Here is a 14,151-nt window from a genome sequence, read left to right as displayed (position 1 = left end):
CGCCGCATCATGGCCGGGCGCTTACGCTCCTACCCGAAAGCGTCCCCGTTCATTGCACACCGGCCGGTGCCCAATCGCCGCGCCCTATTCCGTCATGTCACTGTTTTCATTGCTCGGCGCCCTGGAGATCGGTCTGATCTTCAGTCTCGTGGCGCTCGGGGTGCTGATCTCCTTCCGCATCCTCAACTTCCCTGACCTCACAGTCGACGGCAGCTTCCCGATGGGCGGCGCCGTGGCGGCCACGCTCATCGCCGGCGGACACGATCCGTTCATGTCGACGCTGGGCGGCACGCTGGCCGGCGCCGTTGCCGGCTTCATCACGGGCTGGCTCAACGTGCGCCTGAAAATCATGGATCTGCTCGCCAGTATCCTGATGATGATCGCGCTGTACTCGGTCAACCTGCGCATCATGGGCAAGCCGAACGTGCCGCTCATCTCCGAGCCGACGATCTTCTCTCTGCTGCAGCCGGAGTGGATGCCCGACTACGTGTTCCGCCCGGTGCTGCTGGGTGTGGTCGTGGTGGTCGTCAAGCTGCTGGTGGACTGGTTCTTCTCGACGCAGATCGGTCTGTCGCTGCGCGCGACCGGCGCCAACCCGCGCATGGCCCGCGCGCAGGGCGTCGCCACGGGCGCGGCCACGCTGGCCGGCATGGCGCTGTCCAACGCACTGGTGGCGCTTGCTGGTGCGCTGTACGCGCAAACGCAGGGCGGCGCCGACGTGTCGATGGGCATTGGCACCATCGTCATCGGCTTGGCCGCCGTCATCATCGGCGAGACCGTGCTGCCGGCACGCCGCCTGGTGCTGACCACGCTGGCCGTGGTGGTGGGCGCGATCCTGTATCGCTTCTTCATCGCCCTCGCGCTCAACAGCGATTTCATCGGCCTGCAGGCGCAGGACCTGAACATGGTGACCGCCGCGCTGGTGGTGATCGCGCTCGTGCTTCCCGGTGTGCGCCGCAAGGTGTTCGGCAAGCTGGCCAAGAACGGTACCAAGGGGAACTGACATGCTGAGCGCACAAGGACTCACCCTCACCTTCAACCCCGGCACGCCCATCGAGACGCGCGCGCTGCGCGGCCTGTCGCTGGAGATTCCGGCGGGCCAGTTCGTCGCCGTGATCGGCTCGAACGGGGCCGGCAAGTCGACGTTCCTGAACTCCATCAGCGGCGACCAGCTCGTCGACTCCGGCCGCATCACGATCGACGGTGAAGACGTCACGCGCAAGACCGCGTGGCAACGCGCCGACAAGGTCGCCCGCGTGTTCCAGGATCCGATGGCCGGCACGTGCGAAAACCTGACCATCGAAGAGAACATGTCGCTGGCCATGTGCCGCGGGCAGCGTCGCGGTTTCTCGTTCGCCACCAACCGCAAGTGGCGCGAGATCTTCCGCGAGCAACTGCGCCGGCTGGACCTCGGCCTGGAAAACCGCCTGACCGATCGCATCGGCCTGCTCTCGGGGGGCCAGCGCCAGGCCGTGAGCCTGCTGATGGCCTCGCTGCAGCCGTCGCGCATCCTGCTGCTGGATGAGCACACCGCCGCGCTCGACCCGAAAACGGCCGCCTTCGTGCTGGAGCTGACTGCCAAGATCGTCTCGGAGAGCAAGCTGACGACGATGATGGTGACGCACTCCATGCGCCAGGCGCTCGACTACGGCGACCGCACGGTGATGCTGCACCAGGGCAACGTGATCCTCGACGTGCAAGGCGAGGAACGCCGTGGCCTGGACGTGCCGCACCTGCTGCAGAAGTTCGAGGAAACGCGCGGCGCCAAGGTGGACGACGACGCGCTGTTGCTGGGCTGATCCATCGTATCAACATCACATCGACGGGCTCCCTTAGCGGAGCCCGCGACATTTCCGCTCCATGACCAAGGCCCACCGCCCTGCCATCAGCATCGCGCCCAATCCGCACGCGGACGATTCGCCGACGCTGTCAAAGGGTCAGCGAGCGTTCAACGCACTGATCAAGCAGATCGAGAATCGGCGCAAGCGGCTGTCGGATTGGGAAACGGCCACCGTTCAGTTCCAGAGCCGATATGCCAGCGAATTGTTGCCGCTGGAGCGTAGCCGCATCGCATTGCAGATCCGCTTTGTGCGCAGCCTGGACCAGGTCTACGAGCACGAGGCCTTCACCAAGGCCGAGCGCCGCAAGATGTCCGCGCTCATCATCGACCTTGCACGAGACCTGATCGACGAAGACGCGAGCCTGAAGGCGCTCTACAACAAGTACAGCGGCACGGACTTCGACCGGGAAGCCGCAATGCAAGCTGCCGAGATGAAGGCAAGGCTGGAGGCCGCACTCGGCGTCGGCCTGGGCGACGACGCGGATGTGCATTCGGAAGAGGCGCTACTGCAACGCGCCCGCGAGCACCTCGCACAACGGGCTGAGAAAAAGGCCGCCGCCGCAACCAAACGTGAAGCCCGCCGGGCCGCGCGAAAGAAATCTCCGAAGCAGCTTGCGGCAGAAGCGCGGGAAGAAGACGAGCAGGCGCAGGTCACCCTGTCCATTCGCGAGGTCTATCGCAAGCTCGCCAGCGCCCTGCACCCAGACCGCGAAACCGATCCGCAGGAGCGAGATCGCAAGACGCGGCTCATGCAGCGCGTCAACGAGGCCTACGACAAGAACAACCTGCTGCAATTACTGGAATTGCAGCTTGAGCTGGAGCACATCGACCAGCACTCGATCAACCGGATCAGTGAAGCGCGGCTGACGCACTACAACCAGATCCTGAAAGACCAGGTGCGGGAGCTTGACCGGCGGATCCATCGCGTCGAGACCACGTTCCGATACACGTACGGGTATCAGCGGTTCGAAGCGCTGCCACCCGACGCCGTCTTGCAAAAGCTGGATCTCGACATCGCAGCGCTGCGCCAACAGGTGCGCAACATCGAGCAGGACCTTGCCGCCTTCGACGATTTCCGCGACGTGCGGCGCATGCTGAAATCCCGCACGACGCTCGACTGACAGCCTGCCGAGCCGCGCGCCGATCCAAGAAAACGGGCACCCGAAGGTGCCCGTGTTTTTGACTGCGATCGGTCGATCAGAAGCGGTGTTGCAGGCCCGCCGTCACACCGACCTGGTTGTTGCCATAACCCACCACGTCGCGCGACAGGCTCACGTTCTGTCCGTTCTTGGCCTTGGCATAACCGGCAGACAGATACGCCGTCGTGCGCTTGGACAGCGCGTACTGGCCGCGCACGGAGAACAGGATCGGATCGGCATCGGTACCGTCCTTGATGTTTTGCTTGTACACCGCGCCGTACAGCGTGAAGGCCGGCGTCACGTCGTAGCTGGCACCCGCCCAATACATGTCGCTGCGCAGGCTGGCGGTGGCCGGGGTGAACGCGCGCTTGTAATTGCGGTAGCCCGCGAACAGCTTCAGTGCGCCGAAGTCGTAGCTGGCACCGGCGTGAATGCCCTGGATGTAATCGGTCGTGTCTGCGGGCGTGGTGCTGGTGCCTGCGCCGTTCTGGCGATCCCACGTGACGGCTGCCGAGAAGCCGCCCACGCTGTAGCCGACGCCCAGGTCGTACTTGGAGCTGCTCTTGAAGTTGCCCGCTGCTTCGCCAAAGCCCACGGTGGCGCCGAGCTTCAGACCGCCAAACGTGCCGTCATAACGCACGGCGTTGGAAGCGCGCGAGAACAGACCGTCCTTGCGGTCACCCGTTGCCGTGGACGACGTCGCCCACGAGTAGTTCGGCGCGTAGCCCATCGGGTCGTACGGCAGCATGAAGTCGTACGTGGTGGTGAAGGTGCGACCGGCGACCACCTGGCCGAAACCGCCCGCCAGCCCCACCACCGCGCGGCGATCGAACAGCGTGTTGTCCGTGTCGAGCTTGCCGGTGTCGATGGCGATGCCGCTTTCCAGGTTGAACACGGCCTTCAGGCCGCCGCCCAGGTCTTCGGTGCCGCGCATGCCCCAGCGCGACGTGTTCTTGCCGCCCGAGACGAGGCGCGTGGCGCTGCCGCCGTTCGGACCGGCGTGGTTCACATACTCGATGCCCGAATCCATGATCCCGTACAGGGTCACGTTGGAGGATTGTGCGGCGGCCGTGCCAGCCGTCGTCGCGGTGGCGAGCGCCACCACGGCCAGCGCCATCGAAGTCTTGTTCATCAGGTCTCCCTTATTCGTTGTCCTTGCGCAAAGGCCCAGTCACAGGGCCGTTGGGCGGGACGGATCGTATGAGGGACGCACTTTCAGTTCACTTTCGATTGACGGGAAATTGCCCGGGTGTGTCGCGGCGTTCTCGGGGGTTTCCCTAGCTTCAAAACATGCGGCGATGTCTGTATTCCTCTGCGGCTGATTGAGAGACGTCCCGATATGCGCATCCTGTTGGTGGAAGACAACCTGAAGCTGGCCAGCACGCTGGAAGAAGCCCTGGGCCAGGCCGGCTTCACGGTCGATTGCGTGCATGACGGCCACGCGGCCGACTTGCTGCTCACCACGCAGGACTACGCGCTGGCCATTCTCGACATTGGCCTGCCCCGCCTGGACGGGCTGGAAGTGCTGCGCCGCCTGCGCGCCCGCAAGAACCCGCTGCCGGTGATGATCCTGACCGCACATGGCGCCGTGGAAGAGCGCGTGCGCGGCCTCAACCTCGGGGCTGACGATTACCTTGCGAAACCGTTCGACCTGACTGAAGTCGAAGCCCGCGCCCGCGCGCTCATCCGACGCAGCCACGGCCACGAAAGCACGCAGCTGCAATGCGGCCCGCTGCACTACGACGGCATCAGCGGCGCCTTCACGCTCCATGGCGAACTGCTCGCCCTCACCGGCCGCGAGCGCGCCGTGCTGGAAGTCCTGATGCTGCGCGACGGTCGCGCCGTCAACAAGGCCGCCATCTCGGAAAAGATCTTCAGCATCAACGAATCCGTCAACGCCGACGCCATCGAGATCTACGTGCACCGCCTGCGCAAGAAGCTCGACGGCAGCGGCGTGGCCATCGTCATGCTGCGCGGGCTCGGGTATCTGCTGGAAGCCACGGAAGGCGCGGCGCCATGAACCCGTCGAGCCTGCGCCGGCAGCTTTCGTTCTGGCTGCTGCTGCCGCTGCTGGGGTTGCTCGCGCTCGATGCGTGGCTGACTTACACGCGCGCCATGACGGCCGCCAACGCCGCGTTCGACCGCACGCTCGAAGCCTCGCTCAAGGCCATGCGCGAAGGCGTGCGACTGCGCAACAAGCAATTCGCCATCGACCTGCCTTACCTCGCGCTGGACATTCTCGAATCGGAAACCGGCAGCAGCATCTTCTACCGGATCGTCGATGCCGGCGGCAGCACGCTCACCGGCTACGACGATTTGCCCATGCCGGGCGGGCGGCGCCCCACGCCCTATCGCACCCTGTTCTACGACACGCAGTTTCGCGGCATGCAGGTGCGCATGGCCGCGCAGCCGCTGCCGGTGCGCGATGCGCAGTCGGCCGAAACGCAGGTCATCTGGCTGCTGGTGGGCGAAACGCTGGAGCCGCGCGAGGCGCTGGCGCACGAGATCCTGGCGGGTTCATTGCAGCAGGAAGTGCTGCTGGTGGTGCTGGCCGTGGGCATCGTCTGGCTGGGCGTGCGGCGCGGCCTGCGGCCGCTGCGCCAGTTGAGCGAAACCGTCGCCAGCCGCGGCACCGATGAGCTTGCACCGCTACCGCAGCAGGGCCTGCCGGCAGAGGTCGCGCCGCTGGTCGAGGCCATCAATCAGTACGTGGCGCGCCTGCTGCGCATGGTGCAGGCCCGCAAGCGCTTCTTTGCCGACGCCGCACATCAATTGAAGACGCCGCTGGCCGTGATCCAGGCGCAATCCGAACTGGCCCTGCGGGAGCCCGATGGAGAACGCATTCGCCGCCACCTTGAGCCGCTGCACGGCACCGTGCGCCAGGCCGCGCGCGGCGTGCAGCAACTGCTGTCGCTCTCGCGCCTGGAGACCGACAGCGGCTACGCGCCACAACTCCAGCCGCTACGCCTTGACACACTGGCCGGCGATGTCGCGCTGGAACTGGCGCCCGTTGCGCGCCGCTCCGGCGTCGACCTCGGCTTTGAAAGCGAGCCGGTGACGGTGGCCGGCGAACCCCAATGGCTGCAGGAACTGGTCGGCAACCTGCTCGACAACGCCATCCTGTATGCCGGCAACGGCGCGCGCGTCACGCTGCGGGTCAAGCGGCAGGCGATGGCGATGCTCGGCGAGCAGGCCGTGCTGCAAGTGGAAGACGACGGCCCCGGCATTGCCGTGCCGGAGCGCGATGCGGTCTTCGGCCGTTTCTATCGTGGCGCGGCATCGGAAGGCCACGACGGCAGCGGCCTGGGCCTGGCGATCGTCCGCGAGATTGCTCGCCTGCATGGCGGCACGGTGGCGCTGTCGGAAACGCCCGGCGGAGGGCTGACCGTCTCCGTCTACCTGGCGCTGGCCTTGATGGAAGAGCCGACGGCCTGAAAAAAACCGGTTGCTGCACGACAACATCGTTGTGTAGCGGTTGCGCGTGCCCCCAGGCGATGCACCGTTTACGTGAAGACGCGGCGCACCATTTCCGCGCGGGCCGGACGGGCTGCTGTTCCGGCCAAATTGGTTCCATCCTGGCTCTGTTATGCCCGCCGCACGTGGGCTGGCGCACGACCTAAACTGAAACACATCGCGACGACCACACGATCGGCCGCCGAGCTTGCTCGGGCAAGGCATCCGGGGTTTTCCCTATTGTGGTGCCGCGGGCCCGCACGCCCATGGGATGTGCCTGCGCGGCGGCGATAAATGGCTCCATCAAATAACCAGGATTGGGTCCACTTGGCAGAACAATGAGCCGCTATAGTCCATCAACAATTCGTCACAACACGGCATGTTGGCCGACCCGAACGGATCGGGGAACGGCGCGACGGGCAGCGTGGGGCAAGCCAGCAAATGCCGCCTGCAGCCGGCAGCGCTCAGCCCGATGACCGACATGGTATGGAGGAAGCAGCAATGAAGACCGACGACGTGATCGTCAGCTTTCGCGGTGTACGCAAGACGTATGACGGCGAGACCCTCGTGGTCAAGCACCTGGACCTGGACATCTACCAGGGCGAGTTCCTCACCCTGCTCGGCCCCTCCGGCTCGGGCAAGACCACATGCCTGATGATGCTGGCCGGGTTTGAATTCCCGACCGGCGGCGAGATCCGCCTCGAAGGCGCGCTGCTCAACAACGTGCCGCCGCACAAGCGCAACATCGGCATGGTGTTCCAGAACTACGCGCTGTTTCCGCACATGACAGTGGCGCAAAACGTGGAATACCCGCTGACCGTGCGCAAGCTGCCCGCCGCCGAACGTGCCGAGCGCGTGCACAAGACCCTGCAGATGGTCCGCATGGAAGGCTTTGCCAAGCGCTACCCCGCGCAGCTCTCCGGCGGACAGCAGCAGCGCATTGCCCTGGCCCGCGCGCTGGTGTTCGAGCCCAAGCTCGTGCTGATGGACGAACCGCTGGGCGCGCTCGACAAGCAACTGCGCGAACACATGCAGTACGAGTTGAAATCGCTGCACGAAAAGCTGGGCGTGACCTTCGTCTACGTGACGCACGACCAGGGCGAGGCGCTCACCATGTCCGACCGCGTCGCCGTGTTCGACAAGGGCATCGTGCAGCAGCTCGACACGGTCGACAGCCTCTACGAGCGCCCCTGCAACGAGTTCGTCGCCAACTTCATCGGCGACAGCAACACGCTGCGCGGCACCGTCACCCGCGTTGACGGCGAGTACTGCGAACTTCAGCTCAACGACGGCGCCCGCGTGGTCGGCCGCAACGTGGCCGGCGCCAACGTCGGGGCCACGGCCACGGGCTGCATCCGCCCCGAACGCATGCGTCTGGCCGAAGGCGCTTCCGCCGCCGGCAATGCGATCACCGGGCAGACGCGCGGCCTCGTCTACTTTGGCGACCACGTGCGCATGCGCTGCGCCCTGCCCGACCAACCCGAATGTTTCGTGAAGGTGCCGCTGGGCACGCGCGCGCTCGAAGGCTTCGCGCCGGGCGCGCCGATCCAGCTGGAGTTCGCACCGGAACACCTGCGCGTTTTTGCATGACGCACGCGGGCAGCCCTGCCCGCATGCCACGACCACACGTTGTACCCACACGCCAATAAGAGGAGCCAGGAATGAAACACACCACAAAGACGCGTCTGTCCGTGCTTGCCGGCGCGTTCGCCATTGCATTCGGCGCGCATGCAGCGGAAATCACCGTCGTCAACTTCGGCGGCGCCAATGGCGACGCGCAGAAGGCGGCCTTCAACAAGCCGTTCGAGGCACAGACCAGCAACAAGGTCACCGTGGTCGAGTACAACGGCGAGCAGGCCAAGATCAAGGCCATGGTCGAAGCCAAGCACGTCAACTGGGACGTGGTGGAAGTCGAATCCGGCGACATCGGCCGCGGCTGTGACGAAGGCCTGTTCGAGAAGCTCGACTGGAGCAAGATCGCCAAGAAGACCGACCTGATCCCGGAAGCACCGCAAACCTGCGGCGTGGGCTTCTTCGTGTGGTCCACCGCGCTGGCCTACAACGCCGACAAGCTCAAGACCGCCCCCAAGGGCTGGGCCGATTTCTGGGACGTGAAGACCTTCCCGGGCAAGCGCGGCATGCGCAAGGGCGCGCGCTACAACCTGGAATTCGCGCTGATGGCCGACGGCGTGCCGGTCAAGGATGTCTACAAGGTGCTGGCCACCAAGGATGGCCAGAACCGCGCGTTCAAGAAGCTCGATCAGATCAAGCCGTACATCCAGTGGTGGGAAGCCGGCGCACAGCCGCCGCAGTTCCTGGTGGCGGGTGACGTGGTGATGTCCACCGCCTTCAACGGCCGCATCGACGCCGCGCAGCGCGAAGGCAAGAACCTCAAGGTGGTGTGGAACGGCAGCATCTACGACCTCGACTACTGGGCCATCCCGAAGGGCTCGCCCAACAAGGCCCTGGCCGAGCAGTACATCGCCTACACACTGTCGCAGAAGCCGCAGCAGGAATACGCCAAGCACATCGCGTATGGCCCGGCCAACGTGGCGGCCATCAAGGCGCTCGATGCCAAGACGCAGGCCAACATGCCGAACTCGCCCGAGAACAGCAAGAACGCGGTGCTGCAGAACCTGCAGTTCTGGACCGACCACGGCGACGAGCTGGAACAGCGCTTCGCCTCGTGGGCGTCGAAGTAACCGCATAGCGGTGTAACGCAGTGACCGCGCGGATGCCCTGCAGGTTTGGCGAGGCATCCGCCGGATGAATTCCCGTAGCGATGGCGAGGCAGCATTGAACACCATGACGATCGCGGCTGAATCGGTTCCGGAATCGACGGCCAAACTCAAACGCGAATTGAAGAGCGCTGAGGCGCGCAGGCGTGCCATGGCGCTGGCGCTGGTGGCGCCGCTCGCCATCTTCCTGCTGCTGATCTTTGTCGTGCCGATCGGCGCCCTGCTCACACGCGCCGTGCAGAACCCCGAGGTGGCCGACGCGCTGCCCAAAACCGTCGTCGCCCTGAAGGGCTGGGACCGCAAGAGCCCGCCGGCCGACGCCGCCTACGCCGCGCTCGCCGCCGACCTCACGACCGTGAGCGAAGGCGAGGCGATGGGCGCACTGGCCCGCCGCCTCAACACAGAAATTCCAGGCTTCCGCTCGCTGGTGGCCAAGACCGCGCGCGCCATGCCGCTGACCGATGACCAGGGCAAGGCATTGACGCTCACGCCCGGCCAGACCCGCGCCAAGCTGCTTGAAGTCGACGAGCGCTGGGGCGATGTCACGTACTGGCAGGCCATCGCCAAGAACAGCAGCCGCACGTCGCCGTTCTACCTGCTGGCCGCGCTGGACCACCGGCAAGACGCCTTCGGCCACATCGAAGCCACCGACCCCGACGAGCAGATCTACGTGACGGTGTTCGTGCGCACCTTCGTCATCAGCGCGATGGTGACGCTGTTCGCCCTGCTGCTCGGCTATCCGCTGTCGTACTGGATTGCCTCGCTGCCGGAGCGCCGCGCCAACCTCGTCATGGTGATGGTGCTGATCCCGTTCTGGACGTCCATCCTCGTGCGCGTGGCGGCGTGGATCGTGCTCCTGCAGACCGAAGGCCTGATCAACCACGGCCTGATCGACCTCGGCATCATCAAGGAGCCGCTGGCGCTGCTGTTCAACCGCGTGGGCGTGTACATCTCGATGACGCACATCCTGCTGCCGTTCATGATCCTGCCGCTCTACAGCGTAATGAAGTCGATCCCGCCCACGTACCAGCGCGCGGCCGTGTCGCTGGGCAGCCATCCGTTTGCCGCCTTCTGGCGCGTGTATGTGCCGCAGACGTATCCGGGCATCGGCGCCGGTGCGCTGCTGGTGTTCATCCTCGCGCTCGGTTACTACATCACCCCCGCGCTGCTGGGCGGGCCGAACGACCAGATGGTCAGCTACTACGTGGCGTACTTCACCAACGTCACGATCAACTGGGGCATGGCGTGCGCGCTGGGGGCGCTGCTGTTGCTGGCCACGCTGGTGCTGTACGCCGTGTATGGACGCTTCACGCGGTCCAAGGTCCGCGTTGGTTGAACGGAGCCCATCGAACATGAAACTCGCCAAACCGATGTTCGCCCCGCACACCTCCCTCATCGAGCGCCTGTGGTACTTCGCGCTGCGCGGCCTGGCCGTGCTGACGCTGCTGTACCTCGTGCTGCCGGTGCTGGTGATCGTGCCGCTGTCGTTCTCGTCGAGCACGTTCCTGTCGTACCCGATTCCCAGCTATTCGCTGCGCTGGTATCAGAACCTCGTCACGTCGGATGAATGGCGCATGGCCGCCAAGAACAGCTTCATCGTCGCGCCCGCCGCCACGATCGTCGCAACGGTGCTCGGCACACTGGCCGCCATCGGGCTGAACAAGGCAGACTTTCGCGGCAAGGGCCTGCTGATGGCGGTACTGGTGTCGCCGATGATCGTGCCAGTGGTGGTGGTCGGCGTCGGCATGTACCTGTTCTTTGCCCCGCTGGGCCTGGCCAACACGTATATCGGGCTGATCCTCGCGCATGCGGCGCTGGGCGTGCCGTTTGTGGTGACGACCGTGCTGGCGACGCTGCAGGGCTTCAATCACAACCTCGTGCGGGCGAGCCTGTCGCTGGGTGCCAACCCGGTCATGACGTTCTTCCGCATCACCCTGCCCGTCATCGCACCGGGCGTGATTTCCGGTGCGCTGTTTGCGTTTGCCACGTCGTTTGACGAAGTGGTGGTGACGCTCTTCCTGGCGGGGGCCGATCAGGTGACGCTGCCGCGCCAGATGTTTACCGGGATTCGCGAAAACATCTCGCCGACGATTGCGGCGCTGGCGACGATTCTGATTGTGTTTTCGACGTGTCTGCTTTTGACGTTTGAATGGCTGCGGGGGCGGGCTGCGGCTAAGGCGGTGGCGTAAGGGTTGTTAGTTTTGGGGTTGTTGGTTTTGGGTTGTTTCTTGTGGTGCATCTCTTGTTTCATCCCCTGCCGGGGCTGACTCACTTTCTTTGTCTTGCCAAAGAAAGTAAGCAAAGAAAGGCGCGCCCGATGCGGCGACCCCCTCCTTGAATTTATGTCGCAAGGAGGGAGGGGAGGCAAACTCGCTGCGCTCAGACAGGCCTCCCCTCTTTTTCCTCCTTGCAACAGAAATTCAAGGCGCCGCATAGGGCAGGAACGTCAAAGGCCAGACCATCGATCACCCGTGCAGCAGGCACCAACAGCACAACGCGAAGCAAAGCGAGCAACACCAGCAGCAAACCAGTGCCACCCAGGCCAGCACACCGACGGTGTGGCCTTTGACTTTCCTGCCCTTGATGGCGCCTTGGATTTTTGTAAGCGGGCGGAAAAAAGACGGGGAACTGTCTGAGCGCAGCGAGTTTTCCCCGTCTCCGCCCGGTTACAAAAATCCAAGGGGAAGTCGCCATCTCGGGCGCGCCTTTCTTTGCTTACTTTCTTTGGCAAGACAAAGAAAGTAAGTTGCCCCCGGCAGGGGGAGAAACAAGCGCTGCGCCGCCGCGCCACACCTCAAGCCCCAACGTTTCCGAGTCCCGAACCCCACACACCGAGCCGAAAACCCCACGCATGCGGTTCCCGAACCCCACACATGGAGTTCAGAACTCCACGCATGAGGTTCAAAACCCGCCGCATGGGGTTCCGAACTCGACAAATGAGGTCCAGAACGCCGGCATATGACGTTCAAAACTCCTCACATGAAGTTCGGAACCCCACAGCATGGCGTTCCGAACCCGACACATGAAGTCCAGAACCCCACGCGCGGCGTTCAAAACCCCACAGTTGACGTTCTGAACCCCATGCGCAGGGACGTGCTCTGCTTACAGGAACATCCCGCCCGATGCCTCAATGCGCTGCGCATTGATCCACCGGTTATCCGGCGACAGCAACGAGGCCACCACGCCGCCAATATCGTCCGGCAGCCCAGCGCGCCCCAGCGCCGTATTGGACGCCACCATCGCATTGAGGCTCGCGTTGTCGCGCACCGCACCGCCGCCAAAGTCCGTCTCGATGGCGCCCGGCGCCACCACGTTCACGGCAATGCCGCGCGGGCCGAGTTCCTTCGCCAGATAGCGCGTCAGCACTTCCACCGCGCCCTTCATTGCCGCATACGCGCCGTAGCCCGGCAGCGCAAAGCGGGCCAGCCCCGACGAGATATTCACGATGCGCCCGCCGTCCGCCATGAGCGGCAGCAGCATCTGCGTGAGGAAGAACACGCCCTTGAAATGCACGTTCATCAGTTCGTCGAACTGGGCTTCGGTGGTTTCGGCCACGGCGGCATGCACGCCAACGCCGGCGTTGTTGACGAGGTAATCGAAGCGCTCAACCTTCCACTGCGCCAGCACGCCGCGCACGGCTTCGGCAAAGGCCGGGAACGTGGCGATCTTGCCGGCGTCCAGCTGCAAGGCGGCGGCGCGGCGGCCCTGGGCAGTCAGTTCAGCGACGAGGGCATCGGCTTCCGCGCGGTTGGTGCGGTAGGTGAAGATCACGTCGGTGCCGCGCTGGGCCAGCTTCTGCACCATGTTCTTGCCAAGGCCGCGGCTGCCGCCGGTGACGATCGCGATGGGGGTGTGGGTCTGCGTCATGTTTGCTCTCCGGTTGGTTTCGGGGTGGGTGTCGAACACCGTGAGAGCATGGTATTGGGCGACAAACAAAGAATAAATCTCGCTTATCCTATCGCTGTGTTTGCTCACAGATAACAATCAACTCACCCGCCATGTCCACCAACCGACTCGAAGCCATGCAGATTTTTGTGCGCGTGGCTGAACTTGCCAGCTTCACGCGCGCGGCAGAAGCCTTGAGCATTCCCAAGCCGGCCGCCTCGGTGGCGGTGCAGCAGCTGGAGACGATGCTCGGCACGCGTCTGCTGCACCGGACTACCCGCAAGGTGCAGCTCACGCAGGACGGCCAGACGTTCTACGAGCGCTGCCAGGATCTGCTGGCCGACATGGACGAACTGCAGACCATGTTCCGCCAGAGCCCGCAGGCGCTGCGCGGCCGGCTGCGCGTCGACATGCCGGTGGGCGTTGCGCGCCGCATCGTCATCCCCGCCCTGCCCGCGCTGCTTGATGCGCACCCCGAGCTGGAAATCGAACTCTCCAGCACCGACCGCCGCGTGGACCCGGTGCGCGAAGGCTTCGACTGCGTACTGCGCATCGGCACCCTGACCGACAGCAGCCTCATCGCCCGCCCGCTCGGCCAGTTGCATCAGGTCAACTGCGCCAGCCCAGCCTACATCGCGCGCTATGGCATGCCGAAAACGCTCGACGACCTCGACCACCATCGCATCGTCCATTACGTGCAGACGTTGGGCACGAAGTCGCCGGGGTGGGAATACACGGTGGACGGCCGCTCCGCGTTCCGGCCGATGAAAGGCGCGGTGACCGTCAGTTCGGCCGAGAGCTACGACGCAGCGTGCCGCGCGGGGCTGGGGATGATCCAGGCACCGGTGTACGCGGGGCTGTCCTCGGCGATTGCGGACGGTACGCTCCTTGACGTCATGCCCGACTTCCGGCCGCCGCCAATGCCGGTTTCGCTGGTGTATCCGAACCGGCGAAACCTGCCGGTTCGGGTGCAGGTCTTCATGAACTGGATGAGCGAGTTGTTGGGCCCGTATCTGGAACCGCTGGGCACGAATGCGTAGGCGCTCCGCCATGCGGCCGGTGTAGTCTCACGGCTTGCCGCCGCCAGCAATCTCAC

The 14,151-nt window shown here is 64.8% G+C and carries 12 protein-coding genes; 10 read left to right on the top strand and 2 right to left on the bottom strand.

What is annotated here, in order from left to right; translation table 11 throughout:
- Window positions 1-94: 94 nt before the first annotated feature.
- From N511_RS0123035 to N511_RS0123025, 3 genes are all read left to right on the top strand, one after another.
- Complete coding sequence (locus N511_RS0123035) at window positions 95-1,003, top strand: ABC transporter permease (RefSeq protein ID WP_004626972.1); 909 nt, start codon at window positions 95-97, stop codon at window positions 1,001-1,003.
- A 1-nt stretch (window position 1,004) separates the two neighbouring features.
- Window positions 1,005-1,799, top strand: a complete 795-nt coding sequence (locus N511_RS0123030) for an ABC transporter ATP-binding protein (RefSeq protein ID WP_027681405.1) — start codon at window positions 1,005-1,007, stop codon at window positions 1,797-1,799.
- Window positions 1,800-1,860: 61 nt separating this feature from the next.
- Entirely contained in the window at window positions 1,861-2,961 is a 1,101-nt protein-coding gene (locus N511_RS0123025; protein ID WP_027681404.1) for a J domain-containing protein, read from the top strand.
- A 76-nt stretch (window positions 2,962-3,037) separates the two neighbouring features.
- Here the strand turns inward: N511_RS0123025 and N511_RS0123020 are convergent, their stop codons facing one another.
- Window positions 3,038-4,111, bottom strand: coding sequence for a porin (locus N511_RS0123020; RefSeq protein ID WP_027681403.1), 1,074 nt, complete (start codon window positions 4,109-4,111; stop codon window positions 3,038-3,040).
- 207 nt (window positions 4,112-4,318) lie between these two features.
- Between N511_RS0123020 and N511_RS0123015 the strand changes: the two genes are divergently transcribed.
- The 6 genes from N511_RS0123015 (at window position 4,319) to N511_RS0122990 (ending at window position 11,359) form a co-directional block, all read left to right on the top strand.
- Window positions 4,319-4,999, top strand: coding sequence for a response regulator (locus tag N511_RS0123015; RefSeq protein ID WP_027681402.1), 681 nt, complete (start codon window positions 4,319-4,321; stop codon window positions 4,997-4,999).
- Window positions 4,996-6,414: a sensor histidine kinase gene (locus tag N511_RS0123010; RefSeq protein ID WP_027681401.1), complete on the top strand. Its 1,419-nt coding sequence runs from the start codon at window positions 4,996-4,998 to the stop codon at window positions 6,412-6,414. Before N511_RS0123015 ends, N511_RS0123010 begins: the two co-directional genes overlap by 4 nt.
- A gap of 519 nt (window positions 6,415-6,933) precedes the next feature.
- Window positions 6,934-8,022: an ABC transporter ATP-binding protein gene (locus N511_RS0123005; RefSeq protein WP_027681400.1), complete on the top strand. Its 1,089-nt coding sequence runs from the start codon at window positions 6,934-6,936 to the stop codon at window positions 8,020-8,022.
- A gap of 71 nt (window positions 8,023-8,093) precedes the next feature.
- On the top strand, window positions 8,094-9,134 hold the full coding sequence (locus tag N511_RS0123000; protein ID WP_027681399.1) for an ABC transporter substrate-binding protein: 1,041 nt from the start codon (window positions 8,094-8,096) through the stop codon (window positions 9,132-9,134).
- A 103-nt stretch (window positions 9,135-9,237) separates the two neighbouring features.
- The gene (locus tag N511_RS0122995; RefSeq protein ID WP_027681398.1) at window positions 9,238-10,506 is read left to right on the top strand and encodes an ABC transporter permease; all 1,269 of its coding nucleotides are present in this window, start codon (window positions 9,238-9,240) and stop codon (window positions 10,504-10,506) included.
- 16 nt (window positions 10,507-10,522) lie between these two features.
- Complete coding sequence (locus N511_RS0122990) at window positions 10,523-11,359, top strand: ABC transporter permease (RefSeq protein WP_027681397.1); 837 nt, start codon at window positions 10,523-10,525, stop codon at window positions 11,357-11,359.
- A gap of 913 nt (window positions 11,360-12,272) precedes the next feature.
- Here N511_RS0122990 and N511_RS0122985 read toward each other — a convergent pair.
- A complete protein-coding gene (locus tag N511_RS0122985) occupies window positions 12,273-13,037 on the bottom strand; it encodes an SDR family NAD(P)-dependent oxidoreductase (protein ID WP_027681396.1) in 765 nt (254 codons plus the stop codon).
- 131 nt (window positions 13,038-13,168) lie between these two features.
- Here N511_RS0122985 and N511_RS0122980 point away from each other — a divergent pair, with 131 nt between their 5' ends.
- Window positions 13,169-14,095 carry a LysR family transcriptional regulator gene (locus tag N511_RS0122980; RefSeq protein WP_027681395.1) on the top strand — a complete coding sequence of 309 codons (927 nt, stop codon included), beginning with the start codon at window positions 13,169-13,171 and terminating at the stop codon, window positions 14,093-14,095.
- Window positions 14,096-14,151: the final 56 nt, after the last annotated feature.

Source organism: Ralstonia sp. UNC404CL21Col, assembly GCF_000620465.1.
In the GTDB taxonomy this organism is placed as follows: Bacteria; Pseudomonadota; Gammaproteobacteria; order Burkholderiales; family Burkholderiaceae; genus Ralstonia; species Ralstonia flatus.
The sequence above is the reverse complement of the archived record's forward strand: the minus strand, read 5'-3'. Positions and strand labels throughout refer to the sequence as shown.

Excerpts from the sequence above, each read along its gene's own strand:
- N511_RS0123035 (WP_004626972.1), top strand. The coding sequence starts at position 95 with ATGTCACTGTTTTCATTGCTCGGCGCCCTGGAGATCGGTCTGATCTTC.
- N511_RS0123030 (WP_027681405.1), top strand. The coding sequence starts at position 1,005 with ATGCTGAGCGCACAAGGACTCACCCTCACCTTCAACCCCGGCACGCCC.
- N511_RS0123025 (WP_027681404.1), top strand. The coding sequence starts at position 1,861 with ATGACCAAGGCCCACCGCCCTGCCATCAGCATCGCGCCCAATCCGCAC.
- N511_RS0123020 (WP_027681403.1), bottom strand. The coding sequence starts at position 4,111 with ATGAACAAGACTTCGATGGCGCTGGCCGTGGTGGCGCTCGCCACCGCG.
- N511_RS0123015 (WP_027681402.1), top strand. The coding sequence starts at position 4,319 with ATGCGCATCCTGTTGGTGGAAGACAACCTGAAGCTGGCCAGCACGCTG.
- N511_RS0123010 (WP_027681401.1), top strand. The coding sequence starts at position 4,996 with ATGAACCCGTCGAGCCTGCGCCGGCAGCTTTCGTTCTGGCTGCTGCTG.
- N511_RS0123005 (WP_027681400.1), top strand. The coding sequence starts at position 6,934 with ATGAAGACCGACGACGTGATCGTCAGCTTTCGCGGTGTACGCAAGACG.
- N511_RS0123000 (WP_027681399.1), top strand. The coding sequence starts at position 8,094 with ATGAAACACACCACAAAGACGCGTCTGTCCGTGCTTGCCGGCGCGTTC.
- N511_RS0122995 (WP_027681398.1), top strand. The coding sequence starts at position 9,238 with ATGACGATCGCGGCTGAATCGGTTCCGGAATCGACGGCCAAACTCAAA.
- N511_RS0122990 (WP_027681397.1), top strand. The coding sequence starts at position 10,523 with ATGAAACTCGCCAAACCGATGTTCGCCCCGCACACCTCCCTCATCGAG.
- N511_RS0122985 (WP_027681396.1), bottom strand. The coding sequence starts at position 13,037 with ATGACGCAGACCCACACCCCCATCGCGATCGTCACCGGCGGCAGCCGC.
- N511_RS0122980 (WP_027681395.1), top strand. The coding sequence starts at position 13,169 with ATGTCCACCAACCGACTCGAAGCCATGCAGATTTTTGTGCGCGTGGCT.